At 69.5% G+C, this 25903-nt stretch carries 23 protein-coding genes and 2 pseudogenes; 11 read left to right on the plus strand and 14 right to left on the minus strand.

What is annotated here, in order from left to right; all coding sequences use genetic code 11:
* The first annotated feature begins 311 nt into the window (after positions 1 to 311).
* Both ACH4EW_RS23090 and ACH4EW_RS23095 read left to right on the plus strand, forming a co-directional pair.
* Entirely contained in the window at positions 312 to 743 is a 432-nt protein-coding gene (locus ACH4EW_RS23090; protein ID WP_398259743.1) for an adenylyltransferase/cytidyltransferase family protein, read from the plus strand.
* Positions 744 to 848: 105 nt separating this feature from the next.
* A pseudogene (locus ACH4EW_RS23095) lies at positions 849 to 1471 on the plus strand (transposase); the annotation flags it as partial.
* A 54-nt stretch (positions 1472 to 1525) separates the two neighbouring features.
* Here ACH4EW_RS23095 and ACH4EW_RS23100 read toward each other — a convergent pair.
* Genes ACH4EW_RS23100 through gmd form a run of 5 tightly spaced genes read right to left on the minus strand, consistent with a single transcriptional unit; the run spans position 1526 to position 6618 of the window.
* Positions 1526 to 2353, minus strand: coding sequence for a glycosyltransferase family 2 protein (locus tag ACH4EW_RS23100; RefSeq protein WP_398259745.1), 828 nt, complete (start codon positions 2351 to 2353; stop codon positions 1526 to 1528).
* Positions 2350 to 3045 (minus strand): hypothetical protein, encoded by a 696-nt coding sequence (locus tag ACH4EW_RS23105; protein ID WP_398259747.1) that lies wholly within the window; start codon positions 3043 to 3045, stop codon positions 2350 to 2352. Before ACH4EW_RS23105 ends, ACH4EW_RS23100 begins: the two co-directional genes overlap by 4 nt.
* Positions 3042 to 5303 (minus strand): LamG-like jellyroll fold domain-containing protein, encoded by a 2262-nt coding sequence (locus ACH4EW_RS23110; RefSeq protein ID WP_398259749.1) that lies wholly within the window; start codon positions 5301 to 5303, stop codon positions 3042 to 3044. The genes ACH4EW_RS23105 and ACH4EW_RS23110 overlap by 4 nt, the downstream gene beginning before the upstream one ends.
* On the minus strand, positions 5300 to 5608 hold the full coding sequence (locus ACH4EW_RS23115) for a hypothetical protein (protein ID WP_398259751.1): 309 nt from the start codon (positions 5606 to 5608) through the stop codon (positions 5300 to 5302). The genes ACH4EW_RS23110 and ACH4EW_RS23115 overlap by 4 nt, the downstream gene beginning before the upstream one ends.
* Positions 5605 to 6618 carry a GDP-mannose 4,6-dehydratase gene (gene gmd, locus ACH4EW_RS23120; protein ID WP_398259753.1) on the minus strand — a complete coding sequence of 338 codons (1014 nt, stop codon included), beginning with the start codon at positions 6616 to 6618 and terminating at the stop codon, positions 5605 to 5607. The genes ACH4EW_RS23115 and gmd overlap by 4 nt, the downstream gene beginning before the upstream one ends.
* 113 nt (positions 6619 to 6731) lie before the next feature.
* Here gmd and ACH4EW_RS23125 point away from each other — a divergent pair, with 113 nt between their 5' ends.
* Positions 6732 to 7715 (plus strand): GDP-L-fucose synthase family protein, encoded by a 984-nt coding sequence (locus ACH4EW_RS23125; protein ID WP_398259755.1) that lies wholly within the window; start codon positions 6732 to 6734, stop codon positions 7713 to 7715.
* Positions 7716 to 7829: 114 nt separating this feature from the next.
* Here ACH4EW_RS23125 and ACH4EW_RS23130 read toward each other — a convergent pair whose 3' ends face one another.
* The 3 genes from ACH4EW_RS23130 to ACH4EW_RS23140 form a co-directional block, all read right to left on the minus strand.
* Positions 7830 to 9377, minus strand: coding sequence for a sugar transferase (locus tag ACH4EW_RS23130; RefSeq protein WP_398259757.1), 1548 nt, complete (start codon positions 9375 to 9377; stop codon positions 7830 to 7832).
* 422 nt (positions 9378 to 9799) lie between these two features.
* A complete protein-coding gene (locus tag ACH4EW_RS23135; protein ID WP_398259759.1) occupies positions 9800 to 10792 on the minus strand; it encodes an MASE1 domain-containing protein in 993 nt (330 codons plus the stop codon).
* A 66-nt stretch (positions 10793 to 10858) separates the two neighbouring features.
* The gene (locus ACH4EW_RS23140; protein WP_398259761.1) at positions 10859 to 11689 is read right to left on the minus strand and encodes a PP2C family protein-serine/threonine phosphatase; all 831 of its coding nucleotides are present in this window, start codon (positions 11687 to 11689) and stop codon (positions 10859 to 10861) included.
* 165 nt (positions 11690 to 11854) lie between these two features.
* Here ACH4EW_RS23140 and ACH4EW_RS23145 point away from each other — a divergent pair, with 165 nt between their 5' ends.
* Both ACH4EW_RS23145 and ACH4EW_RS23150 read left to right on the plus strand, forming a co-directional pair.
* Complete coding sequence (locus ACH4EW_RS23145) at positions 11855 to 12154, plus strand: DUF1876 domain-containing protein (RefSeq protein ID WP_398259763.1); 300 nt, start codon at positions 11855 to 11857, stop codon at positions 12152 to 12154.
* 48 nt (positions 12155 to 12202) lie between these two features.
* Entirely contained in the window at positions 12203 to 13315 is a 1113-nt protein-coding gene (locus ACH4EW_RS23150) for an XdhC family protein (RefSeq protein WP_398259765.1), read from the plus strand.
* Positions 13316 to 13401: 86 nt separating this feature from the next.
* Here ACH4EW_RS23150 and ACH4EW_RS23155 read toward each other — a convergent pair whose 3' ends face one another.
* Both ACH4EW_RS23155 and ACH4EW_RS23160 read right to left on the minus strand, forming a co-directional pair.
* A complete protein-coding gene (locus ACH4EW_RS23155) occupies positions 13402 to 13998 on the minus strand; it encodes a hypothetical protein (RefSeq protein ID WP_398259767.1) in 597 nt (198 codons plus the stop codon).
* A 195-nt stretch (positions 13999 to 14193) separates the two neighbouring features.
* Entirely contained in the window at positions 14194 to 15087 is an 894-nt protein-coding gene (locus ACH4EW_RS23160) for a hypothetical protein (RefSeq protein ID WP_398259769.1), read from the minus strand.
* Between the two features lie 200 nt (positions 15088 to 15287).
* Here ACH4EW_RS23160 and ACH4EW_RS23165 point away from each other — a divergent pair, with 200 nt between their 5' ends.
* Positions 15288 to 16559: an MFS transporter gene (locus ACH4EW_RS23165; RefSeq protein WP_398259771.1), complete on the plus strand. Its 1272-nt coding sequence runs from the start codon at positions 15288 to 15290 to the stop codon at positions 16557 to 16559.
* Positions 16560 to 16603: 44 nt separating this feature from the next.
* On the opposite strand, the gene pgm is transcribed toward ACH4EW_RS23165, so the two are convergent.
* Positions 16604 to 18244, minus strand: coding sequence for a phosphoglucomutase (alpha-D-glucose-1,6-bisphosphate-dependent) (gene pgm / locus ACH4EW_RS23170; RefSeq protein WP_398259773.1), 1641 nt, complete (start codon positions 18242 to 18244; stop codon positions 16604 to 16606).
* 250 nt (positions 18245 to 18494) lie between these two features.
* On the opposite strand from pgm, the pseudogene ACH4EW_RS23175 reads away from it, so the two are divergent.
* Positions 18495 to 18965, plus strand: a pseudogene (locus ACH4EW_RS23175) (GNAT family N-acetyltransferase); the annotation flags it as partial.
* Positions 18966 to 19010: 45 nt separating this feature from the next.
* A complete protein-coding gene (locus tag ACH4EW_RS23180) occupies positions 19011 to 19328 on the plus strand; it encodes a cupin (protein WP_398259863.1) in 318 nt (105 codons plus the stop codon).
* A gap of 235 nt (positions 19329 to 19563) precedes the next feature.
* Here ACH4EW_RS23180 and tnpA read toward each other — a convergent pair whose 3' ends face one another.
* A complete protein-coding gene (tnpA, locus tag ACH4EW_RS23185; protein WP_398259775.1) occupies positions 19564 to 19992 on the minus strand; it encodes an IS200/IS605 family transposase in 429 nt (142 codons plus the stop codon).
* A 54-nt stretch (positions 19993 to 20046) separates the two neighbouring features.
* On the opposite strand from tnpA, the gene ACH4EW_RS23190 reads away from it, so the two are divergent.
* Entirely contained in the window at positions 20047 to 21246 is a 1200-nt protein-coding gene (locus tag ACH4EW_RS23190; protein WP_398259777.1) for an RNA-guided endonuclease InsQ/TnpB family protein, read from the plus strand.
* Here ACH4EW_RS23190 and ACH4EW_RS23195 read toward each other — a convergent pair.
* Positions 21205 to 21765 carry a hypothetical protein gene (locus tag ACH4EW_RS23195; protein WP_398259779.1) on the minus strand — a complete coding sequence of 187 codons (561 nt, stop codon included), beginning with the start codon at positions 21763 to 21765 and terminating at the stop codon, positions 21205 to 21207. The two genes, ACH4EW_RS23190 and ACH4EW_RS23195, sit on opposite strands and share 42 nt — an antisense overlap.
* A gap of 249 nt (positions 21766 to 22014) precedes the next feature.
* Here ACH4EW_RS23195 and ACH4EW_RS23200 point away from each other — a divergent pair, with 249 nt between their 5' ends.
* Positions 22015 to 22947, plus strand: coding sequence for a carbohydrate kinase (locus tag ACH4EW_RS23200; RefSeq protein WP_398259782.1), 933 nt, complete (start codon positions 22015 to 22017; stop codon positions 22945 to 22947).
* 177 nt (positions 22948 to 23124) lie between these two features.
* Here ACH4EW_RS23200 and ACH4EW_RS23205 read toward each other — a convergent pair whose 3' ends face one another.
* Complete coding sequence (locus tag ACH4EW_RS23205; RefSeq protein WP_398259785.1) at positions 23125 to 24417, minus strand: hypothetical protein; 1293 nt, start codon at positions 24415 to 24417, stop codon at positions 23125 to 23127.
* Between the two features lie 198 nt (positions 24418 to 24615).
* Here ACH4EW_RS23205 and ACH4EW_RS23210 point away from each other — a divergent pair, with 198 nt between their 5' ends.
* Positions 24616 to 25893 carry a beta-ketoacyl-[acyl-carrier-protein] synthase family protein gene (locus ACH4EW_RS23210; protein WP_398259787.1) on the plus strand — a complete coding sequence of 426 codons (1278 nt, stop codon included), beginning with the start codon at positions 24616 to 24618 and terminating at the stop codon, positions 25891 to 25893.
* The last annotated feature ends 10 nt before the right edge of the window (positions 25894 to 25903 follow it).

The raw sequence follows: 25903 nt of genomic DNA on the forward strand, positions 1-25903 counted from the left end.
TGATGCGGGTCGGGTGCGGGCTGCCTCGTTGCAGAGCCGGGCCTTGTCGGCGGTGAGCTCGTTTCGACATGCAGCGTGGCAGCCACGGGCTACCCGCACATCAACTGACCCCGCTCGTTCGGTCCTGCTCCGGCGCTGCGGAGCGGGAGCGGGAGCGGGACCTCTTGCCCCTCCGCTGAAGCGACGGAGAAAGCTCGCGCCGCGCGTCGGAGGGCATCCATCACCCGAAAAGCCCCTCGACTCGCGCCATGCTGACTTACGATTTCGACAACCAGTGCATCCGGGGGAGATCGCACTGCCCAGGAGGACACGTGTCTCGCATCATCGGCTACGCATCAGGCGTCTTCGACCTCTTCCACATAGGCCACCTCAACGTGCTGAAGCATGCACGCGCCCAATGCGACTACCTCGTCGCAGGCGTACTGACCGACGAGGCCGCCGGCCACAAGGGACACGCCCCTGTCGTACCGCTCCACGAGCGGCTGGAGATAGTGCGCTCGATGTCATACGTCGATGAGGCAATCATCGACAACACACTGGAAAAAATGGAGGCTTGGCACCAGGTGGGCTTTCATCGCCTGTTCAAGGGCGAGGACTGGAAAGGCACTGCTCGAGGTGCCCAGTGGGAACGTGACTTCGCCGCGGTCGGTGTCGAAGTCGTCTACCTGCCGTACACGATGCATGTTTCCAGTACCAAACTGCGTCGTTTGATCCAACAGCTGATCGCGGATGGCCAGCGCTGACCGGGTCTGTCAAACACGAGCGGCTCTGTCCCGTAATCGGTGGTAACGAAGGGTGTCGCACGTCGTTGGCGCGGTGTGCTCGATGCCAATGAGCTTGTGGATATGGTGTTTTCGGGACTGTCGACCCTCGTCGTCGAAGGCGTGACGGACGAGGGCGAGGCCATCCGGGTGTCGGCTCGGACCCGGGACGATCCGGTGCCGTGCCCCGTGTGCGGGCAGTCGACGGGGTGGGTGCACGGCTTCCACGGGCGGGTGGTCGCGGACGTGCCGGTGGACGGAGGGCGGGTCGTGGCGTCGGTGCGGGTCCGGCGCATGGTGTGCCCGGAGTTCGACTGCCGCGGCAAACGTTCCGCGAGCTGATTTCCGGCGTCGTGGAGCGCTACCAGCGTCGCACCAACCGCCTGACCAGCCAACTCAGCTACGCAGTCAAGGAGTTAGCGGGCCGAGCGGGCGCCCGCATCTCCCGCGTGCTGGCTTGCGGGATCTCCCGCTCGACCGCCCTGCGCATGCCCGTGCGCAGGGCGGTACCGCCGCTGCGCGTCCCGCGCGTGCTCGGCATCGATGACTTCGCCCTCAAGCGTCGGCACCGCTACGCCACTGTGATCATCGACGCCGAGACCGGCGAGCGGATCGACGTCCTGCCCGACCGCACCGCCCAGACCCTGGCCGCGTGGCTGCGCGAGTATTCCGGGGCCGAATACGTCTGCCGCGACGGCTCCGGCTCCTATGGCACGCACCCAGCCCCGCTCCTTCTCCCACCCCCATTTGCCGGTCGGTCTGATTCAAACGGTCCTTCCCTCACGGGACTTGAGATCGATCTGCCAGCGGTAGAAACTCATCGCCAGAGCGAAGTCGAAGCCCGCCCGCCCGTCGAGGAATCCCCGCCGGTACACATACATGTACGCGAACGAAACCAGGGGCTTGAAGGGCGCCTTGTGGAACAGCTGCCCCTGGCGTGACTTCACCCTCCGCACCTGCTCCTTGACCTCGGGGTGGTGTTCCAGCCACGCCTCCCAGTCCGAATACCGGTTGTGCCGCTCGAACCAGGCGGTGACCGGGTCGAGGTCCTGGTGCTCGATCGGATTGCGGAGCGAGCCGGCCGACTCGGCCACCGGCTGGTAGTGGCCCTCGACCTCACCGATGCCCGGCGCTTCGAGATCCCCGACCTCCGGGTACCGGCAGCGGGTGCGGTCGGTGAGTGACCGCTTGCGGATGGTGTAGCCGTGCCGCAGCCGCTTGCCGGAGAACCAGTAACCCAGCGGTATGTCGTACGCCGCGGGCTTCGGCGCGCCGGGATCGGCGAAGATCTGCCGCAGTTCGGCCAGCAGACCGGGGCTGAGCCGCTCGTCCCCGTCGAGCAGCAGAATCCAGTCCAGGTCCGTGCGGACGTGGTCCAGGCACCACTGCTTCTTCCGCGGATGACCACCGTCCCAGGTGTATGTGATCACCTCGGCCCCGCACTCCTCGGCGATCTTCGCCGTGTCGTCCGTACTGTGCGAGTCGACGACGACGACCGCCTCGAAGTGGCCGAGCACCGATTTCACCGCCTCGGCGATGTTCAGCCCCTCGTTCTTCGTCGGGATCACCACGGCTATCGGCAGCTTGCTCATCCATGGTCTCCTTCGGGCAGCCAGGCGTAGCAGCCTGTGGAGGTGAAGGCGCGGGCCGCCTTCGGGACGGTGATCTCGGCCCGCTTCCCGGAGGCGGAGAAGCCCGACGCCAGGTTCTTGCCGTTCGCCCCGGTGATTCGCCAGGTGCAGTTCTTGGTGGGAGTGACATTGTGGTAGGGGCCCGGCCGGATCTGGTCGTCCTGGTACGTGTCGTCCGCGTACCCCCGCGAGGCCTCCTGCACCAGCTCGCTGTGCTGGGTGCAGAGGTGCTCGACCGCGGGTTCCGCATCGGTGATCTCGCCCGTCACGATCGCGCCGACCGCTGTGTCCCGGTCGACCTTGACGAGGTACGTCAGCTTGTCGCAGGTCTCCTGACCGGTCTGGAGCACGGCCGCCGGGTCCATGCCCCTGGGCACACGGTCGACCAGATACTCCTTCTGCTTCTTGTTGAAGGAGCCGGTGGCCGGGGTGAGCTCATCGATGGGCATTTTCGGTGGTTCGCTCGTCCGCGGAGCCGAAGGGCCGGTGGACGCGGTGGCGCCGGGTTCTGCCGAGGGGGCCATGACAGGGGCCTGGGTGGCGGATGGCAGGTCGCCGCTCGCCGCCTTGTGCCCGTCGGAGGACGAGCCGCAGGCGGCCAGCGCCGCCGTCAGTACGACGACGGCGGCGCCGGCCGGGAACAGATACCTCATCCACCTGTCCTCAGAGCGTAGTGGGCACTGACCTGCGAACTGCTCAGCGCGGTCGGGTAGACGGCGGTCTCGTCGATCTGCCCCGCGAAGAAGTTGCTCGTCGGCTGGCTCGGCCAGTTCTTCAGATTGTCGCCGCCCACTCGCCAGTAGCCGCTGTAACTCTCGTTGCCGGTGTACAGAATGCTCGAGGCGCGGAGCTGCCCGTCGACGTATAGCGCCATGCCGCCGGTGCCCTGCGTGGCGACGACATGGTGCCAGGCCCCGTCGTTGTAGGCGGCGGGTGTGCTGATGGTCCGGGTACCGCCGCTGTAGACCCCGAAGACCAGTTTCCCGTCATCGCGCATGTACACATGCTTGTCGTACTGGGTGCTGTTCTGCATGGTCACATTGCCGAAGCCGATGATCTTCCCTCCCGTGGTGGTCGTCGTCTTGATCCAGGTCTCCACCGAGAACCTGGTGGGCTGCGCATGACGCCTGTTGCTGTACGCGTACTGGTTCGATCCGTTGAAGCCGATCGCGGTCGAGTCACCCGCCACAGCGGCCGGAGTCCGGCGGTAGGCTGGGGAGTTTCGCAGGAATCCGTTGTCCAGTTCGCTGCCGGTGTCTCCAGCGAAGCTTGAGGTGCCTTCGTCGTACCGCCAGTACAGCGAAGCACCGTCTGCCAGCACCCTGGCGGGGTACTTCTCGGCCGTTGACGCCACGGTGGCGGACAGGGCGGGCGACTTGGCACTGGTGTTGGTGCCGTCGCTCGCACTGATCCGGTACGAGTGGGTCTCACCTGCGGCCACGTTCGTATCGGTCCACCTCAGCTGCGGCCGGTCCCAGAAGAGGGAGTACCCCGTCGTGGTGTACACCGGGGTACTCGCACCGTCCTTGTAGATCCGGTAGGTGAGTTCCCCGTCGTCGGCGTCGAAGCTCGTCTGCCAGTTGACCTCCACCTTGCCCGCGGCAACGGTGGACAGGCTGACGTTGGGCACCCACGGAGCCCCGGTGTCGGGGCCGTCGGCGAACCGGGTGAGGCCCTGCTGCGCGGAGCCGTTGACGGTGGTGAACTCACCGCCCACCCACAGATAGTGATGGCCGCCCTTGTCGGTCTGCGCCATGACCCGCGGTCCGACCGGCTCCCCGATGCCGTCGTTGGTGTCCGGGAACCAGGGGAGCAGCTTCGGGTCGTCGACGGACTGGGCCAGCAGGTGCTTGCGCGGCTGGTCGGGGAACTCACCCATGCTGGCACAGTCGTGTGCGTGACTCCCGCTGTACAGAACGCCGTTGTGCACGAGCACGGCCTGGGTGGCGCCCAGGCAGGTGTCCCGCCAGCGCTGCTCGAAGTTGCTGAGGTTCAGTGCGATCCGGCCGTCGAAGACGCCCCCGCCGGTCCCCTCGTTGGCGGTGTAGAAGCCGGTGGCGTCCGTGGTCAGGTCCTTCACCGTGGAGGCGTTCGGAATGAAGCCGGCCGGGTAGCTCTTGGCGACGGCCCCGGTGGTGGCGTCCACCACGGCCAGCGCGTGCGAGTTGGTGCCGTTGACGGTGAAGAAGTCTCCCCCGATCAGTACGTGCTTCCGGTCGGGCGTCAGCTCCACGGCCCTGCCCACCTCGTCGGTGTTGGCCGTCCACGGCTTGAGGGCGGCGCCCGTGGTGACCGCGGCGAACTTGTTCCGGGTCTGCCCCGCCACCGTGTTGAAGTCACCGCCCAGATAGACGGTGTCGGCCGTGACGGCCAGCGCCCGTACCGTCGCCGAGACGGAAACCTTGAAGTCCTGGCGCGGGGTGCAGGTCGCGGTGTCGATCGCGGCGATATTGCTCACCCCGACCCCGCTCACGGCCCCGAACTGCCCGCCGACGTACAGGGTCTTCTGGTCGGGGGAGAGCGCGAGGGCCCGTACGGTCGCCGTCCCCGACGACTGCGTGAACGACAGGCTGCAGCCGGTCGGTTCACCGGTCGCCGCGTCGAACGCGGCGAAGTTCACCGCGGGCTGTTCCGAGGTCCCGGCGGCCGCGTCCGGCGGCCGGACGGTGGAGAAGGTCCCGCCGGTGTACACGACACCGGCGTCCGACGCGGCCATCGACCAGACGATGCCGTTGGTCTGCCAGGTGGTGAGGTCGTCCGCGGTCAGGGAGACCGGCGATGTGAGGGCCGCGACCGGAGAGCCTCCGGACGCGGCGGCGGTCAGGGCTCCGGCGAGCAGGCAGAGCGCGGCGGCCGCGGCACGTGCCCTGCCGCGTCCGATGGGTCTGCGCCCCGTACTTCCGTTCATCATTCAGCTCCGAAGGTGAGAACGAGCTGCGGCTGGAGGGCCGCGATTCCTGCCTCGTCCGAACGGCGGCGGAAACGGTACGTCCCGCTGCCGACAAGGGCGAGTGGGTGGTCCGGGCCATGGGCCCGGCCCGGTGCGGACACGCTCGGGTCCACCGGGCAGCCGGTGGAGGCCGAGGTTGTGCCCGTTTCGGTCCCCGGCACGGTCGTGGGGTGCGACGGCCGGGTGTTGTGGGTGATTGCCGAACTGGTTCGCACACCGGTGACCGGCAGGGCGGTGCGGCTGTTGGATGTGCCAGGATCGCTCATCGGTCCACCCGCACGGCCGCTCCGGTGAGTTGGTCGGACAGCTGACGGATGTCCGCCTCGACCATGATTCTGGCAAGCTCCTGCGATTTCACGGCCGGTTTCCAGCCGAGCAGTTCCTCGGCCTTGGCGGCATCACCGATCAGCGCGTCGACCTCGCTGGGGCGCTCGTACTTGGCGTCGTAGCGGACGTGCTCCCGCCAGTCCAGGCCGGCGTGTGCGAAGGCGTACTCCAGGAACTGCCGGACACTGACGCCCTCGCCGGTGGCCACCACATAGTCGTCCGGGTTGTCGCACTGCAGCATCCGCCACATCGCCTCGACGTACTCGGGGGCGTAGCCCCAGTCGCGCACTGCATCGAGATTGCCCAGGTGGAGGTGGGTTTGCAGCCCAGCCTTGATCCTGGCCACCCCGCGAGTGATCTTCCGGGTCACGAACGTCTCGCCGCGGCGCGGCGACTCGTGGTTGAAGAGAATTCCGTTGACCGCGAACATCCCGTACGCCTCACGGTAGTTGACGGTAGCCCAGTACGAATAGACCTTGGCGACGCTGTACGGGCTCCGCGGATGGAACGGGGTCTTCTCGTTCTGCGGCGGCGGGGTGGCGCCGAACATCTCCGACGACGACGCCTGATAGATACGGGTGTCGATACCGCTCGCGCGGACGGCCTCCAGCAGCCGGATGGTGCCGAGACCGGTGATGTCACCCGTGTACAGCGGAGCGTCGAACGAGACGCGGACATGCGACTGCGCACCCAGGTTGTAGACCTCGTCCGGCCGGATGTCGCGCAGCAGGTTCACCAGCGCGACCCCGTCGGCGAGGTCGGCGTGATGCAGGACGAACGAACGGTTCTCTTCCTCCGGTCCTTGGTAGATGTGGTCGATCCGCTCGGTGTTGAAGCTCGACGAGCGGCGTATCAGTCCATGGACTGTGTATCCCTTCTCGAGCAGCAGCTCGGACAGGTACGAACCGTCTTGCCCGGTCACGCCGGTGATGAGCGCGGTCTTCGCCACGACTTCCCCTCTGTGTTCGCCTGAAAGGCTGTTGGTTCTCGCCGAAATATCGAAATTGAGTAATTTGCGGCAAAACATCACCGTGGGCTGCGGCTGCTGGCACAATCCGAGCCATGACGACTGATCCCCCCGGCCCTCCCAAGGAATCCGTCCGCCCCCTCCTACGGCCCGGCGCCCGCATATTCGTCGCGGGTCACCGCGGTCTGGTCGGCTCGGCGGTGGTACGCCGCCTCACCGCCGCCGGACACGAGGTGATCGCCCGCGATCGCGACCGCCTCGATCTGCGCGACGCCGCGCGCACCGAGGCATTTCTCCGCGAGGTCCGTCCGGACGCCGTGGTGCTGGCCGCCGCCAAGGTCGGCGGGATCATGGCCAACAACACGTATCCGGTGCAGTTCCTCGAGGACAATCTGCGCATCCAGCTGAGCGTCGTCGCCGGAGCACATGCCGCCGGGGTCGAGCGGCTGCTCTTCCTCGGCTCGTCCTGCATCTACCCCAAGCGCGCCCCACAGCCGATCACCGAAAGCGCCCTGCTCACCGGCCCGTTGGAGCCGACCAACGAGGCATACGCACTGGCCAAGATCGCCGGAATCGTGCAGATCCAGTCCTACCGCCGGCAGTACGGCGCCTCGTACATCAGCGCCATGCCCACCAACCTCTACGGCCCGGGCGACAATTTCGACCTGGAGACCTCGCACGTACTGCCCGCGCTCCTCCGCCGCTTCCACGAGGCGCGACGGGACGGCTCGCCCGCGGTCACGCTCTGGGGCTCCGGCAGCCCACGCCGCGAATTTCTGCATGTCGACGATCTGGCAGCCGCGTGCCTCCTGCTGCTGGAGCGCTACGACGGTGACGAGCCCGTCAACGTCGGCTGCGGAGAGGATCTGACCATCCGTGAACTCGCCGCCATCGTTCAGGATGTGACCGGATATCAGGGTTCGGTCGTATGGGACACGTCGAAGCCCGACGGCACCCCGCGCAAGCTGCTCGACGTCACCCGGCTCACCTCCCTCGGCTTCGCGCCGCAGATTCCGCTGCCCGACGGGATCGCGCGTACCTACGCATGGTGGCTGAAGCGGCAGACCGCACAGGTCTGAGCGGACCCGACGGGCCGACCGGCACGGGCCGGCCGCCGCAACGCGACGGCCGCCCGTCCCTCCGGCCCCGCACGGCCGGTGGTTTCGCACTCTTCGCATCGACGGCCGCCGCACTCAGTACGCCCCGCGGCCGTCGGTGACGGCGCGCAGCGTACGGGCCATGAGTCCCATGTCCGTGGCCACCGACCAGTTGTCGACATACCACAGGTCGAGCGAGACGGTCTCCTGCCAGGACAGGTCCGAGCGCCCGCTGACCTGCCACAGGCCGGTCAGCCCCGGCCTGACCGCGAGTCTCCGGAGTTCGCGCTCGTCGTAGCGGGAGACCTCGTCCGGCAGCGGAGGCCGTGGACCGACCAGCGACATGTCGCCCCGGAGCACATTGAGCAGTTGCGGCAGTTCGTCGAGAGACGTCCGGCGCAGCAGACGGCCGATCCCGGTCACCCGGGGGTCGCGGCGCATCTTGAACGTCGGGCCGTCGTTCTCGTTCGCCGTGAGCAGTTGCGCCTTGCGGCTCTCGGCGTCCACCACCATCGTCCGGAACTTCCACATGGTGAACGGCCGGTTGTGCTGCCCGTGGCGGATCTGACGGTGGAAGACCGGCCCGTTCGAACCCAGCCGCACCGCCGCCCCGATCAGGAGCAGCAGCGGTGCCAGAACCAGCAGGCCCAGTGCGGCGCCGGTACGGTCCACCGCGGCCTTCAGGGCCATCTGCGGTCCCCGGCGCAGCGGCGGCGCGATGTGCAGCAGGGTCAGCCCGGCCGCTGCGGACGGCCGTACTCGGCCGGCGGCGATACCCGAGAGACCCGACAGCACGGACAGCGGAAGTCCGCCGTCGTGCAGCCCCCAGGAGAGCCGGCGCAGCCGCTCCTCGCAGAGCTGCGGCCCGGGCACCACCAGAGCCAGATCCGCGTCATGGGCGAAGGCTCCGCCCAGCACGGTCGACGCATCGTCGTCGGCCGGTGCCGGTGCGAGCCGGCCCGGCACCTGGACCTCGCACTCCAGCGGCGTGGTCCCCACCGGTACGGCGGCCACGACCGAGTACGGATGGTCCGCACGGGAACCGAGCAACTGCACCGTGCGTTCCACCCCCGGAGCATCGCCGACCACCAGTACCCGCCGGACCGCCCGCTGCTGCCGCCCCGGCCAGGGCAACCGCCGCACCCCCCATGTCGCAATGCCTACGAGCAGGCCGGGCAGCAGCGCCACGACCGCCGTCGCAGGATCGGCGTACTCGCCGGTCATGGTCCCCAGCACGGCGAGTACGCCGATGAGCAGCAGCCAGTCGCCGGTCGTGCTCAGTACCCCCGGCGGATCGCCCGGAGTCCGGTCCGCGTACCGGCCGCGCGCGGCCCGCACACCGGACCACACAAGCGCGGTCACTGCCGAGGCGACCGCGGCCCGCGACTGGCCGCCGGCTTGCAGGACGAGCCATGCCGGGACCCCCAGGCCGAGAAGTTCGGCTCCGATGACGAACCACAGAAACCGGCCCGTCCTTCTCTTCGTTCCGGCCGGTCCTGAACGTTCGCGCCGTACGGTCGGCGCCCTCCACAGATCGTCGAGTTCCTTGTTGCGAGGCCGAGTTGAAGCAGTTCGTGGACGAGGAACCTTCGCCAGCCCCACAGGTCCTGATCTGTCCGAATCGGGTAGCTCGACATGCCCCATGAACCCCCCAGTCACAGTTGCATCGCCATAAACGGGGCGCATCCGCCGATCCCATGGACTGACGGATGCGCCCTCGCTCGGTGCACGATATCCACACACGTGCCATTTCGCTGGAGTTCCAGTGAAGTTCAGACATGCACACTGGCTTGGAACTCATCCCGTTCCGTACTGGATCTCTTGTTCTGTGTATACCTGTTCGCATTTGGAAGATGCCGGAATCGGATGGTGTGCGGACATCTGCGGCGCCGATTACATGATCCCACCAACAGTTTGCCCGGGAGGACGCACCGCCGGGATCACGACACCCGGCCTCGAGTGAAAGTGGGGACGTACGGTGACTTCCGCGGAGGAGAAGAACTGGGCCGGAAACATCACGTTCGGGGCGAGGCTGCCGCGCTGACGCCGGACCTGGCGCCCGCAGGTCAGGGGCCGTCGAGGTTGTCCTCGGACCGGCGCGGCCGGGCGGCCGCCGCTCTTCCCGGCGCCAGATGCTCCACCACATCGGCCAGCTCTTCGCAGGCCTGCTCGATTTTCCGGCGGATGTTGCTCTGTTCGGTGACGACGGCCGCGAGCAGAAGCGCGGTCAGGGCCACGGAACCGTTGAGTACGGCGAGGTTGACCATCACATGAGGGATGCTGTGGCCCTCGAACGGTCCCACGCCTTGTGTTCCCGCGATGACCGCCAGCACCGACACCAGAAAGGCACACGGCGCGCTCCCCGCCAGCTGGAAACGCAGAGCCGCCCAGACGAGCAGCGGAAACACCAGGCAGATCACCGCCAGCGAGCTCCTGGTGGCCAGCAGTGACACCACTACGGAGACCACCAGCAGCGCGCTCGCCTCGATCCACCGGTCGGAGATCTGCGGCATCCGCAGCCTGCGCAACACGAGGAGCAGTGGGGTGACCACGAGCACGCCCATCGCGTCCCCCGACCACCACGCCGTCCAGACCGGCCAGAATCCGTTCAGGGGCAGGTCGTCGTCCAGTACCAGCATGCCCGTGCCCACGGTCGCGCTGATGACCATGCCCGCCGGCGCGCCGAGGAAGACCAGCATGACTCCGTCGCGCAGCCGGTCCAGTTCCCCGCGGAATCCGGCCCTGCGGAGTATGAGGTACGAGCAGACGGGGGCCAGCGTGTTGCCTGCCACGACTGCGACGGTGATGAGCGAGACCGAGCCGCTGAGTGTGGCGACGACGAGCAGCGAGCCCAGCGCGATACCGGGCCAGGCGCGCAGGCCCAGGTAGATCAGGGCGCTCAGCGCGATGCCCGTCGGCGGCCAGAGCGGTGTGGCGACCGCGCCGTTGATGTACACCCCGCCGATCAGACCGAGCCCCCCGGCCATGTAGTAGGCGGCGGCGACGGCCAGGATGCACAGTGCGGTCGTCGTAAATCTGGTCTTCTCTCTGCGGATCACACATTTCATCAGACACCCGCCCGGACGAGTGTCGGTTGTTTGACACGCTCGGCCGACGCCCGGGCGTCACTGTCGGCCGGGAGCGGCCCCGTGGCGCAGGACGAGCACGGCGGCGTCGTCCTCGTGCCCGGTCCGGTCCGCCGTCTGCAGCACGGCGTCGGCCAGCTCACCGGCGTCGGCGGTGGCCCGGGAGACCACCAGCCGCATGACCGCGTCCAGACCTTCGTCGACCGGGAACGAAGGCCCCTCGATCACCCCGTCCGTGACCAGGACGAACGCGCCAGGGCTTGTCAGCCGCCGCCGCGTGACCGGGTAGTGCTCGCCCGGATTGACCCCCAGAGGCAGGCCGCCCTCGTCGGAAGTGAAGCCGGACCGTCCGTCGGCGGTGGCCCATACGGCGGCGACATGCCCGGCGCGGGCACTGTGGAGCTCCCGGGTGACCGGGTCGAGACGCAGATACGTACAGGTCGCGAAGAGGCCCGAGTCCGCCGAGAGCAGCAGATCGTTGGTCCGGCCCACGACCTCGCCGGGATCCGCGGCAGTGGCGGCCATCGCCCGCATGGCGATGCGGATCTGCCCCATGAAAGCGGCCGCCTCGACGTCATGGCCCTGTACGTCCCCGATGGCGAACCCCAGCGCACCGTCCGGCAGCACGAATCCGTCGTACCAGTCACCGCCGATGTCCAGCCCGTTGCGGGCCGGCGCGTACCGGGCAGCGGTCTGCAGCCCCGGGAGGGCGGGCAGCGCCGAAGGGAGCATCCCGCGCTGCAGCGCCTCGGCCAGTTCCACCCGCGCCTGATACAGCTCCACCTCACGGCGAGCCCGTGAGGTGAGCTGCTGCAGAGTGGTGAGCAGTTCACCGGCGCTCGCCGAACGAGCAGGACGACGCCGGTTCATGGCCGCTCCGCACTTGGTGGAAGTGACTCCATGCATCCTATTTCGGCGGAGTGATCCCCGCAGAACGAGCCGGAACGCGCGCACGGGTCCGGCCGGGTGGATCCTGGTCACAGGACCGCGACGTGGCGGCGGACCGAGGCCGGGCGCGGTCGCAGGAGGTGCGCGATGACTCGCAGGCTGGAGTGGACGGTCCGCGTCGGTCTGTCCGAGGAGGGCGGTACGACCAGGGCCGAGGCGGTGCTGGACACCGGCTCCGCAAAGCTCATCGGACATGGGGTCGCCCGCTGCAACCCGCAGGATGTGGACGTTCCCGTCATCGGCGACGAACTGGCGGCGAGCCGCGCCATGAAGGATGTCGCCGCACAGTTGATGAAGGCCGCCGACCAGGAACTGGAAATGGTCGGAGCCGGGCCCGCGAGCGGGCCCGTCGCGCCGCCGTACGCATGGTCCGATACCACGGCCTGAGCCCCGGGAAAGGCTCCTTCGCGGACACGGCCCAGGGGGCGACGGCCGATGCGTGAGATTTTTCCGGCGCTCAGCAGCTGGTACACCGCGGGGGAGCCGTTCGGGCTCGCCACCGTCGTCGCGGTCAGCCGCAGCGCGCCGCGCGGTCCCGGCGCGGCGATGGCCGTGGGCCCTGACGACGAGGTTGTGGGCAGCGTCTCCGGCGGCTGCGTCGAGGGTGCGGTCTTCGAACTGGCCAAGGAGGTCGTGGAAACGGGCCGGGCCCGGCTCCAGAGCTTCGGCTACAGCGACGAGGACGCCTTCGCAGTCGGCCTCACCTGCGGCGGCGAGATCACACTCCTCGTACGCCCCGTGACAGTCGCGTACGACGTCACCTTCGGCGAGGTCGCTGCGTCGGTAGCAGGGCACCGCCCGGTCGTCCTCGCCACCGTGACCGACGGACCCGCCCCGCGCGGCGCCGCCCTCGCCGTCTGGCCGGACACCGTCTCGGGATCGCTGGGCGCAAGCGGCCTCGACGCCGCCGTCACCGCCGACGCACGAGGAGAACTCGCTCAGGGCGCAACCGGCTTGCGCCACTACGGTCCCAACGGCGAGCGGCGCGAGGACGACGTCACGGTGTTCCTCCAGTCGTTCGCGCCGCCGCCCCGGATGCTGGTCTTCGGCGCGATCGACTTCGCCGCGGCGGTGGCGAGGATCGGTGCGTTCCTCGGCTACCGCGTCACCGTCTGCGACGCCCGTCCCGCCTTCGCGGACCCCCGCCGGTTCCCGGACGGCGTGGAGGTGGTCGCCGACTGGCCGCACCGGTATCTGCGCAGCACGGCGATCGACGGGCGGACCGTGATGTGCGTACTCACCCACGACCCGAAGTTCGACGTCCCCCTGCTGGAGGTGGCGCTGCGCACTCCGGCTGCCTACATCGGGGTGATGGGCAGTCGCCGGACCCATGAGGACCGGATGGCCCGGCTCCGCGAGGCCGGTTTCGGCGAAGCGGAACTGGCGCGACTGCGCTCACCCATCGGCCTCGACCTCGGCGCGCGCACCCCCGAGGAGGTGGCCGTGTCGATCGCGGCGGAGATCGTCGCACTGCGCTGGGGCGGCACCGGCAGCCCACTCGCGGACACGGCCGGGGCCATCCACCCGCCACGGCTGAAGTGCGTATGATTCCGTGATCCTTGCCAGCCGCAGCCGCAGCCGCAGCCGCAGCCGCAGCCGCAGCCGCTGTGGCGGGGTGTGCCGGTACGCCGTGGTCAGGCCTCTTCCGGCGCCCGGGGACCGGCCAACTGCTCGGGCGCGACGACCTGCGTCGGATCAGCTTCGACCGCCTCCGCCGGGCCGTCCGCCGGAGCCCCGCTCGGCCGGCCCGGACCGACCGAGGCCGCGTAGGTGCTCAGCTGTGTTCCGTCGCAGTACACCCAGCGCTCGCGCTCGGCGTCATACAGCCACACCGCCTCGCCGTCCACGACCAGCCCCACCCGCAGCCCCTGCGTACGGCGGCGGAAGGCCTCCCTGTCGATATGCTCGTCGGCCAGCTCCTCCACCGCGCGCCGGTACTGGGCCAGCGACTCCTGGACGCGGGCCAGCAGGGGGCGGGGGTCGGCCGTAGGGGCGAGCGGCTGCCCGGCCAACGGCGGCCCGTGCGGTACGGAGACGAGCAGGCGGTCGTCGACCCAGGCCGACCAGCCGTTGGCGCACAGAACCTGCCCCCAGTCCCCGCGCCGGTCGATGAGCTGTACCGGGAGCAGCGGGTCGAGCGGTTCGATGGGACGGGACACGTCCGGCGCCTCCCAGGCGGGCAGCCCGCCCCGGGGGACGACATGGGTCGGGCGGAACTCCGGAGTCACCATGGGCGCCTGCTTTCCCTACTTCCGCATGACGGCGGGTCCATGCCGGCGCAGCAGCCGTGCGACCGCGAACCCTCCCATGCCCCGAATTCTAGTGCCGGTCCGCGGCCGCCCGGGCAACCCATCAGCGGTGACTTCGGCCATGGGAAGCTGCGGAATGGGTCCGCTCGTGGGCGATGAGGATCACCAGTTGGTGTGTCATCTGCGGACCGGTCTGCTCCGCGGTGTTCGGTCGCGCAGGACAAGCAGGGTCCAGCCGCGGCCGGCTGGATCGAGTGGACTGGTCGCGGCGGTGAACAGTTCGGCGGCCCGGCGGTAGGAGAGCCGTCCTTGGCCGGTCACCGGGCAGCGGTCGGCTGCCGGCGTGGTGGCGGGAGCCCGCCGGTCGGTGACGAACACCGGCCCCGCGGTGCGCCCGGCCAGCAGCATGGGTAGCAGGCGTGCGGCGCCTGATCCCCAGCTCAGGGGCGCTGCCGTGCCCGCTCTGGTGCGTCGACCGGGCAGGTCGAGGTGGTCGATGTCGAGGGCGAGCACCCGTTCGACGGGGGCGCCCGACTCGTGAAGGAGGTGCCACAAGGTCAACTCCCTGAGCGGGGCCCGCAAAGCGAGGGCGGCGCGGGCCCGATCCGGGCTGTCAGCAGTTGCCCTCGCGGCCATGGAAGCACCGGAGGGGGTCGGTGCCGGTCCGGGGCATGGCATCGGCAGTGCCAGTTCAGCGGCCGGGTCTGCGGTGATCCAGCCTTGTGCTCGCCACCATGCGGTCGAGGCTCGGAGGCAGGCCAGTTCGCGGGCCAGCGTGCGTGGTTCCGCGGCGGCGGCGCGGTCGACAAGTCCCCGCTGCAACCGCTGCGCGGCCTGCGGGTCGTCGAGCCGGGCCAGCGGCACAACGGGCGGGCGGGCGCCCCTGCGTTCGCGACCGGTCGGGGCGCGGAGGCCGACGAGTGGCCAGGCCCACCCGTGCAGCGAGATGCGGTAGACGCGACTGGAGGAGCTGCCCAGCCCGGCCGCGGCGAGGTAGCGGTCGACCGCGGCTCCGTACTCCACCGATGCCGGGCGAGGCGTGCCCACTCCGCCGGTTCGCTGCTGAATCATGCTGACCACATCCGCAGTAAATGAGTTCTTTGGAGATGATTCCATTCTTCGGTAACGGAGCCTACCACCAGGCATGTTGCAGTAAATAGGGCCCATTTACTGCGCTGATTCATTCCGCAAGTGAAATTGCTCGTAAGGGACTCAACTTTCTTTCCCGAAATGCTTGTGGCGCATAGCCCGGCGGCGGAACATTGCGGGCTATGAAACTTCGTACTCGCCCTCCCGCGGCAGCGGGTCCCCGGAAAGCCCCGCGCCGTCTGCGCGTGCTGCGGCACTCCCGGTTCCGCCGCTTCCTCGTCGGCCAGAGCACGTCGCTGCTCGGCTCCGGCATGAGCACGATCGGCGCGACCTTCGCCGCACTGCAGCTGCCTGACGGCGGGGTCGACGCCGTCGGTCTGGTGATGGCGGTGCGAATTCTGGCGGTCCTGGCCATGCTGCTGCTCGGCGGTGTGTTCGCCGACCGGCTCGGGGCCCGATCGGTGATGCTGACAGCGGATCTGCTCCGATTCGCCGCCCAGGGCGTCCTGGCCGTACTGCTGTTCACCCACAGCGCGCAGCTCTGGGAAATTGTCGCGCTGGCGGCGGTTCTCGGAATCGGCGAGGGTGGGTTCAGCCCGGGCCTGACGGCCCTGGTGCCCGGCCTGGTTCCTGCGGAGGACCTTGCGGACGCCAACTCGCTGCTGCAGATCGCCCAGGCAGTCGCCTCGGTGGTGGGTCCCGGTCTGGCCGGTGTGCTCGTCGCTGTTTCCGACACAGGCACAGTGGTCGCGGTCGACGCGGTCAGTTACGGCGTGAGCGCCCTGGCCCTGGCTGGACTGCACCTGCCGCGGGTGGCCACGCCCTGCGGCAGGTTGTTCACCGACCTGGGACGCGGATGGAAGGAGTTCACCTCCCGCACATGGCTGTGGGTCACGACCCTCCACATCAGCCTGTTCAATTTCGTCCTCTGGGCGCCGTTCCTGGTGCTGGGGCCGGCTCTTGCCCAGCAGCGGCTCGGCGGCGCGAGTTCCTGGGGTCTCGTGCTGGCCCTGTACGGCGCCGGCTCAGTCGTCGGCGGCCTGGCATTACTCGGCAGGAACCCCGGTCGAGCACTCGCCTGGTCCATGGCTGCGTCTGCGGGCTGGGCTCTACCGGCAGCCGCGCTGGCCGCGGGGTTGCCGCTGGCCTGGGTGGCAGCGGCGGCATTCCCCGCGGGGGCCGGGGCAGCGGCGTGCAACACCCTGTCGACGACCGTCATCCAGCGCGAGATTCCCGCCGAGGTCCGCGGACGCATCAGCGCGTTCGACAGCCTGGGCGCCTTCGCGCTGGGACCGCTCGGGCTGGCGCTGGCTGGGCCGGTGTCGGGCGCCGTGGGGGCAGGCCGGCTCCTGGCATTCGGCGTGATGTGGCAACTGACCGCGGTCGGGGCGGTACTGGCGCTCCCCTCCGTGCGACGGCACGGAGCAACGCCGCAGCTCGACGGCATGCGCTGAGCCCGCCGATCGGCCGGGGCCGCACGAGGGGGCCCCGGCCGAACTCAGGCGTCCAGCGCCGCGGAGACCACGGCTTTGGCCTCCTCCTGCACTTGGCCGAGATGGTCGGCGCCCAGGAAGGACTCGGCGTAGATCTTGTACACGTCCTCGGTGCCCGATGGGCGGGCGGCGAACCAGGCGTTCTCGGTGGTCACCTTGATGCCGCCGATCGGTGCGCCGTTGCCGGGCGCCTCCGTCAGCACGGCCGTGACCGGTTCACCGGCCAGGGTGTCGGCGGTGACCTGCTCGGGGGAGAGCCGTGCGAGAACGGCCTTCTGCTCGCGGTCGGCGGGAGCGTCGATCCGGGCGTACGCCGGCTCGCCGAACCGGGCGGTGAGCGCCGCATAGTGGTCCGACGGGGACTTGCCCGTCACCGCGAGGATCTCGGCGGCGAGCAGCGCCAGGATGATGCCGTCCTTGTCGGTCGTCCACACCGATCCGTCACGGCGCAGGAAGGACGCCCCGGCCGACTCCTCGCCGCCGAACCCGAGCGATCCGTCGACCAGTCCGTCCACGAACCATTTGAAGCCGACCGGCACTTCGACCAGCTCACGGCCGAGGGCAGCGGCGACCCGGTCGATCATTCCCGAGGAGACCAGCGTCTTGCCGATGCCTGCTGCGGCCGGCCACTGCTCGCGGTGGCCGTACAGGTAGTTGATGGCGGCGGCGAGGTAGTGGTTCGGGTTCATCAGCCCGGCGTCGGGTGTGACGATGCCGTGCCGGTCGGCGTCGGCGTCGTTCCCGGTCGCGATCTGAAAGCGGTCGCGCTGCCCGATCAGCGAGGCCATCGCGTACGGCGAGGAACAGTCCATCCGGATCCTGCCGTCCCAGTCGAGCGTCATGAACCGCCAGGTGGGGTCGGTCAGGGGATTGACCACGGTCAGATCGAGCCGGTGCTGTTCGGCGATGCGGCCCCAGTATGCGACGGACGCGCCGCCCAACGGGTCCGCGCCGATGCGTACTTCGGCCGAGCGGATCGCGTCCAGGTCGAGCACGGACGGCAGGTCCGCGACATAGCTGCCGAGGAAGTCGTACGTCCCGGTGGTCGACGCCGCCCGTGCGCGGACGTAGGGCAGTCGTCGTACGTCCTTCATTCCGGCCGCGATGATCTCGTTGGCCCGCTCCTGGATCCAGCCGGTGGCCCCGGAGCCGGCCGGGCCGCCGTTCGGCGGGTTGTACTTGAACCCGCCGTCACCGGGCGGGTTGTGGGACGGAGTGACCACCACACCGTCGGCGAGCTGCGAGGTCCGGCCCCGGTTGTGGGTGAGGATGGCGTGCGACACCGCCGGGGTCGGGGTGTAGCCGTCGGCCGGATCGATGAGCACGGTCACGTCATTGGCGGCGAACACCTCGATGGCGGTGATCCGGGCCGGTTCCGACAGCGCATGGGTGTCGGCGCCGAGAAAGAGCGGCCCGTCCGTGCCCTGCCGTGCCCGGTACTCGCTGATGGCCTGGCTGGTGGCGGCGATGTGGTCCTCGTTGAACGCGGTGGCCGTGGACGACCCTCGATGGCCGGAGGTGCCGAACGCCACCCGCTGGCCGGGCTCGGCCGGATCCGGGTGCAGCGTGTAATACGCCGTCATCAGCCGTGCCACATCGGTGAGATCCTCAGGCCGGGCCGGCTGTCCGGCTCGTTCGTGCGGCATCTGCCCACTCCTCCGTATCGGTCGGTACTTGCGATCTGCCCTCCGCCATTTTCGCGGGTGGCCTGCGTCGGTCCGCGACTGCCCCACCGTGGACACACACACCGGGGCGGAGGGGGAGTGCCGGCCCTGATGAACAGGCCAAATCCTGTGGAGGCGTGACTCGGCCCCGACATATGTTCGTCCACGACGACGAGCAGCCCACCACAGAGTCCGGGAAGTGGCTGGTTCCGACCGATGGGAAAGGACCGAGATGGCACCGAACGAGTCCGCAGCGGCAGACCGCATCCTGCTGCGCGAGGCCGCCGTCGAGGACGCGGAGCCGCTCACCAGGCTCTTCCTCGCCTCCCGCGCCGCAGCCATGCCGTACCTGCCGAAGGTGCACAGCGACGAGGACACGCTGGCCTGGATGACCCATGTCGTCCTGCCCGGAACAACGGTGTGGATCGCCGAGACCGGGACCGGGGAGATACTGGGGTTCGCCTCCCTCGACGGAACCGAGCTGGAACACCTGTATCTGAGACCCGATGTACGGCGTCGGGGCATCGGCTCGCTGCTTCTGGCCAAGGCGCGCGAGATCGCCCCCGACGAGCTCACTCTCTACGTCTTCCAGCGCAACACCGACGCCCGGGCCTTCTACGCGCGGCACGGCTTCACCGCCGTCGAGTACGACGACGGCAGCCGCAACGAGGAGAAGGAACCGGACGTCAGGTACCGGTGGACCTCCGGCAGGATCGCGGGGGGACGAGGGCTGCGGCACAGTGGGCATATGGACGATCTGAATGCCCTCGCCGACGAGCATCTGGCCGCGGCCCGCACCTCACCACACGGCCGCAGCGCCCACCGCCTGCTGCATGAGGAACCCCTGCGCCAGACCGTCATCGCCCTCACCTCCGGCTCCGCCCTCGACGAGCACAACGCACCCGCCGCGGCCTCTCTCCAGGTGCTCCGCGGCAGGGTGCGCCTCACGGCGCCCTCCGGCGATGTGGAGCTGGGCGCCGGAGGACTCCACCCGATCCCGCAGGAGCGGCACGGGCTGCTGGCGCTGGAGGACGCCGTGGTGCTGCTGACGGCCGTCAACGAGTGACGGCGACGGAACCGGGACGGCGGAGGCCGCCCGGACGCGTTCCAGGACCCACAGCGCAAGGCTTCCGGCGGCCAGCGAACCGCCCAGGAGGCAGATGCCGCCCCAGCCCGCCCGCGCCCAGACCACCGAAGCGAGAGCGGATCCGGCCGCCCCGCCCATCCCTCTCTTCGGAGGGAATCCCCACCTTCAGGCGGAGAGGGAATCCGATCCTGAATGCTGCCCTGCTCTGCCCTGCTCAGGTGGGGTGCTTCTGGTTCTCGATGTAGTCGTTGACTGCTTGGAGTGGTGCACCTTCGCAGGATCCGGCGAAGTAGGAGCCGGACCAGAAGCGTCCGTGCAGGGTGGCCCGGTTCACGCGGTCGTTGAACTCGGCGCGCAGGTAGCGCGAGGAGACGCCTTTGAGGCTGTTCACCAGGTTCGACAGGGCGACTTTCGGTGGATAGTGCACCAGTAGATGGACGTGGTCGTCTTCGCCGTTGAACTCGATCAGGTCCGCACCGAAGTCGGTGCAGACGTTCCGCATGATCTCTTCGCAGCGCGTCAGCATCTCGCCGTCGAAGACGTTCCGCCGATACTTGGTAACGAACACCAAGTGTGCGTGAAGGTTATAAACTACGTGACGGCCTCGTCGTACATCGGGGTTTGGTTCCCAGCGTGGTGACATGAACCAAGAGTAGTGTGGTTCCGTCGGATCGGGTCGGAGAGGGGGGTGGGCCGGGTGATTCGTGCGTACAAGTTCCTCCTGAGGCCCACCATGGGTCAACGGGTCGCGCTCGGCGAGATGCTGCGTGATCACTGCTCGCTCTACAACGGGGCGTTGCAGGAGCGCCGCGACGCCTGGCACCACACCTCGAAGACCACGGTCCGGTACGGGCAGCAGTCCGTGCAGCTCAAGGAGATCCGGGCGTTCGACCCGGAGCGTCAGGGCCGCTGGTCGTTCTCCAGCCAGCAAGCGACGCTGCGGCGTCTGGACAAGGCGTTCGCTGCGTTCTTCCGCCGTGTCAAGGCCGGTGAGAAGCCGGGCTATCCGCGCTTCAAGGGCGTAGGGCACTTCGACACGGTGGACTTCCCCAGGGACGGGGACGGCTGCCGTTGGGATGCCACCCCGCACGATCCGGTCACGCGCGTGCGCATCCAGGGGGTCGGGCACGTCAAGGTGCACCAGCACCGGCCGGTGGTGGGCAGGGTCAAGACGGTCTCGGTCAAGCGCGAGGGCCGTAAGTGGTTCGTCGTGCTGACCGCGGAGCGGCCCCGGCCCGAGCCGCTGCCCGCGACCGGCAGCGTGGTCGGTATCGACCTGGGCATTGCCCATTTCCTCGCGGACTCGGGCGGCGGGTTCGTCGAGAACCCTCGTCACGGGCGGAAGGCTGCGGGGAAGCTCGAAGGGGCTCAGCGGGCGCTGTCCCGGTGCAAGCGCGGTTCCAGGCGCCGCCGCAAGGCCGTGGAGAAAGTCGCCGCTCTGCATCGCAAGGTCCGTCGCCGGCGCCTTGACCACGCGCACAAAACCGCGCTCGACCTCGTACGCGCGCATGACTTCATCGCGCACGAAGACCTCAAGATCTCCCACATGAGCCGGGCCCCCGCACCGAAGCTGGACCCTGGCCGGCCTGGAAGCTTCCTGCCCAATGGAGCCGCGGGCAAAGCCGGGTTGAACCGATCGATCAACGATGCCGGTTGGGGGGTGTTCCTGACGATCCTGACCGCCAAGGCTGAAAGCGCCGGACGGGAAGTGATGGCCGTGAACCCCCGCAACACCTCCCGGCGGTGCCCCGCATGCGGCCACACCGCCAAGGAGAACCGGCCCACCCAGGAGAAGTTCCACTGCACCGCTTGCGGCCACACCGCGCACGCCGACACAGTCGGAGCAATCAACGTTCTACGGGCCGGGCTGGTCCGTCGCGGAGCCCAACCGGCATAGCGAGAAGCCACCCCCTCCAGGGGGTGGAGGAGTCACGAAGAAGAGCGTCATGAACGTTTTCTGACTGCTGTTGAGCCCCGCCTGCTGGTTCAGCGAGATCACCTCGACCGCCGGCCACAGCAGGGAGGATTCGCCGGCCAGCAGCGGCAGCCAGGACAGAGTGAGGAGCGCGGCCGCCGTTCCCGAGACCGCCTGCACCCGTCCCCGGTCGCTCAACCGGGCCACGAAGTTCATGCCCGCCACACCGATGACGCCCACCAGACCGAAGAGCCCGATGGCGGCCGCGCTCCAGTCGAAGGGGGGCCGGGCCAGCAGAAACGTCAGCGCGGTTAGCTGCACGCTGTACGAAGCCATGGAGAACGCGCCGATGGCTGCCCGTCGGCGGAGCAGAGGTTCCCGCCGAAGCAGGGACAGCGTGGAGCGCAGAAGTCCGGTGCACGACATCGGGGCCGCGTCGCGCGGCCGGGGGAGCCGGTTGTGCAGAAGTATCGCCATGACGGCCATGAGCAGCGCGTTCACCCACTATGCGGTCCGCCAGCCGTCGAGCTCGGACAGTGCGCCGGAGGCCAGCCGCCCGAACAGGCCGGCGAGGCGTTCCTGCCATCCCGGCCGCTGCGGCGTTCCTGACCGGGCTCGGTGTCCACACACCGGGATGACCCTTCCGCTGCGGATCCGCTATGCACGCGACAGGATCGGGCTCATTGTGTTCGAAGGCCGCACCGCCTCCCGGGACACTTTCGTCACCGCACCATAGGAGACCCCAACCTCATGCTCGACAGACTCGACCTGCTGGTCATCGGCGAATGCGTCGCCGACATCGTCCGGCTGCCTGGTGCGGCCGACCAGGTCCACCCGGGAGGCAGTCCGGCCAACGTCGCGTACGGTCTGGCCCGGCTCGGGCACGGTGCCACCCTGCTCACTCAGCTCGGCCCGGACGACAACGGGCGGCTGATCAGGGACCAGCTGGCCGGCGCCGGGGTCGAAGTCCGCACGGACGGTGCCACGGCGCCCACCCCGTCCGCCGCCGTGACCCTGGACGACGGCGGCCGGGCCGCGTACACCTTCGAGATCACCTGGACGCTCGACCCGGTCTCCCTGGACCGGCCGCCCCACCATGTCCACACCGGTTCCCTCGCGACGGTGATGGAACCCGGAGCGGCCACCGTCCTCGCCGCCGTCGAGTCGCTGCGCACGTCCGCGACCGTCAGCTACGACCCCAATGTGCGGCCCGAGCTGATGGGGGACCACGACGCGGCTGTACGCAAGGTCGAGCGCTGCGTCGCGCTCAGCGATGTGGTCAAGGCCAGCGACGAGGACCTGCAGTGGCTGTATCCGGGCCAGGAGCCGGAGCAGGTCGCCGAGCGGTGGCTCACCGCGGGCCCGGCCGTCGTCCTCGTCACCCGGGGAGGCGACGGTGCCCTGGCCGTCCTCCCCGACGGGCATGTGACGGTCGACGCGCTGCCCACCGACGTGGTCGACACGGTGGGGGCGGGCGACGCCTTCATGTCCGGCACCCTGCATGCCCTTGCCTTGCACGGGTTGCTCGGCGCGGACGGCCGTGGACGGCTGCGCTCGCCGGACCGGGACACCGTGACCGATGTCCTGCGTCACGCGGCGGCCTGTGCCGCCGTGACCGTCGCACGGGCCGGTGCCAATCCTCCGGACGAGGCGGAGCTGAAGGCGGCGCTCGCCCGGCGCTGAACACGACGATGCCACCGCCCCCTGGAATGCGCTCTGAGAGACGGTGGCGCCATCGTGTCGCCGGGGTGGGGCCGGCCGACCGGGACGGCCCGGGGGAGCGTCGGGTGCGTCGCGCAGGCCGTCGACCGTGCCCGAGAGAACCGCTCCTTCTGCCGCTGCCAATCGTGGGTGAGGCCGTTACCCGGGCGTCGCCGGATGCGGCGTGCTGTCGTCGTCGAGGAACTCGATGACGGCGAGGGCGAACAGCGCGCACAGTGCGATCCACACGGTGACCAGGCCCGTCGGCCGGTTCCACGCCACCAGCACCGCAGCGGACACCACGACCACCGTCCAGTTCAGCCAGGGCCTGGCCCGGTGCACCCACCTGCCGACCGGGCCGCCGGTGACACCGGCCGCGTCCCTGACGGCACCGATGCCACCGCTCCACATCGCTTTGACCCGGGTGGCGGCGCGGCCGTCACCGGTGAGCCAGGCGGCGAGGGCCACCACTATGCCGAGCGTGATCACCAGGCGGACCATGGTGCGCATGTAACCGACCAGGGCGTCGAACACGGAACCGGCCGCCGGCTGCGACACATCGGACGGGAGACTGTCGAGATAGAAGGCACGGCCCACCCACACGGCCAGCCCGAGCACCGCAGCACCCGCCGCGACCGCGAGCGCCGTCGTGACCAGTGTGCGACGGCGGTGCACGGCGAGAAGCACCCCACCCGCGGCCAGGACCAGAGTGACCGGCGGCAGCCAGAAACCGAGGACCTGGAGGGCCCGGAACCCCTTCTTGGCCCTGCCGACCGAGTCGGAGGTCAGCACCGTGAAGTCGGTGTGAATTTCCGGGATCTGCGCGGCGATCGTCAGCCCCTGGTCGACGAGACGTTTCTTCACCCGGTCGATCACCGGTGCCAGGTCGATGGTGACGGTGTCATCGGTGAGTCTCACCGCCCCGCCGCCGCTCCCGGACAGCGCCTTGACTGCCGAGGACTGGGCGGTCCGGTTGAGGTCGGTCCAGATCGTTTTGAAGGCGTCGCTGGTGACGAACTTCTCCACGGTTCCGTGCACGAAGTCCGAAACACCCGTGGTCAGGGGGCCGCTCAGTCTCGAGAGCGCCTTGTCGACAACCGTCCGGTCCGCAGGGGCGACATCCGCCAGCAGCGCCTTCACGTCGAGGTGCTTCATCACGGCGCCGGTGACGCGATCGGACACCGCGGACTGCACATCGGGGTCGGACGCGAGCGGCGCCATCATCGCCACATAGTTGTCCGTGTCGCCGATCTGGTTCTTCGCCCAGGCGGACACGATGCTCAGCGGTGTGAGTACAGCCGCGGCGAGGATGAGCAGCGCGGCGAAGAACGAACGGGCCCGCGGCCAATGGCGTGCCGGGGCACGCGCCTCCAGCGCCGTCACCCTGGCACGCAGCGCCTCAAGTTCCGCGCGCGCCGCCGGGGAATCCGGCTCGCCGCCGTCCGTTTCCATGTCCCAAGGGGATGCCCTGCCGGTGCACACAGCGCGGCGGACTACTGCGGACGGGTGAACCCGTTCACCGGGCGCGCGGCGCGGCTCGGTCCACTCGGCCCATTGTTCACCCGTTCGGCTCAGTGAGCGCATCCTCGCCAGGGCGACTTCCGTTCGACAACCGGTAGACGTGATCGATTACGGAGGAGGGTGCGCAGCATGGGGCGGGCCGACATGGGCGTCGCGGTTACGGGAGTGGGTCTGGTGACCCCTGCGGGGGCGGACGAGCACACCTTCTGGGCGGGACTGTGCGCCGGCGTGTCCGTGGCGCGGAGCTGTGACGAACTGGCCGGGCTGCCGGTCGACTTCGCCTGTCCGGTGGACGGGATCGACCTGGACGAGGCCGTCGGCGGACGCTCGGCGTGGCGGATGGCACGGTTCGTGAAGATGGCGCTGGTCGCCGCCCGCCAGGCGGTGGCGGACGCCGGGCTGTCGCCGGAGCGGTGGGACGGCGCCCGGGTGGGAGTGGTGCTCGGCGTCGGTGTGGGCGGGGTGTCCGTGCTCGTCGACAATCTTCGCAAGCTGGACGGCGGCGGACCGGAGGCAGTCTCGCCGCTCCTGGTCCCGATGATGATGCCCAACGCCGCCGCCGGGGAGGTCGCGATCGCCCTGCGGGCCCACGGCCCCAGCCTGGCGCCTGCCACGGCCTGCGCCTCCGGCGCGACCGCGATCGCCGTGGCCCGTGATCTGCTGACGAGCGGCCGGTGCGATGTGGTGGTGGCCGGCGGTGCGGAGTCCGTACTGACTCCACTGGTGGTGAGCGCCTTCGCGGGCATGGGAGCGCTCTCCGTGCGTACCGGTGATCCGGCGGGGGCGTCGCGGCCGTTCGCCGCGGACCGGGACGGTTTCGTGATCGGCGAGGGTGCCGCCGTGCTCGTGCTGGAGCGGACACTCGATGTGTACGGCCGCGGGGGGCGGCCGCGCGCCCTGCTGACCGGTGCGGGTTCCGGCACCGATGCCCACCACCCCACGGCCCCGCACCCGGGAGGCGCCGGTGCGCGCAGGGCGGTGGAAGCGGCGCTGCGCGAGGCGGGCTGGGCGGCCCGGGAGGTCGACCACATCAATGCGCACGGCACATCGACCCCGCTGAACGACGCGATGGAGACAGCCCTCATCTCGGGGCTCTTCCCCCACCGGCCGTCGGTGACCGCCCCGAAGGGTGTGCTCGGGCACACCCTCGCCGCGGCCGGGGCGATCGAGGCGGTGGCCACCGTACTGACCCTCGAGCACGGCCTCGTCCCGCCGATCGCCAACCTGGACTCGCTGCCGGACGGATCCGGCCTCGACTGTGTGGTCAAGGAGCCCCGCATACAGCACATCGAGCGGGCACTCAGCCACTCCTTCGGCTTCGGCGGACACAACGTCGCGCTCGCCTTCGAGCGCGCCGACGCGAACGACCCGTCGCGGACGCCCCCCGGTGTCCTCGCCGTCGGCTGATCGTTCTTGT

The organism is Streptomyces sp. NPDC018000 (assembly GCF_044328025.1).
In the GTDB taxonomy this organism is placed as follows: domain Bacteria; phylum Actinomycetota; class Actinomycetes; order Streptomycetales; family Streptomycetaceae; genus Streptomyces.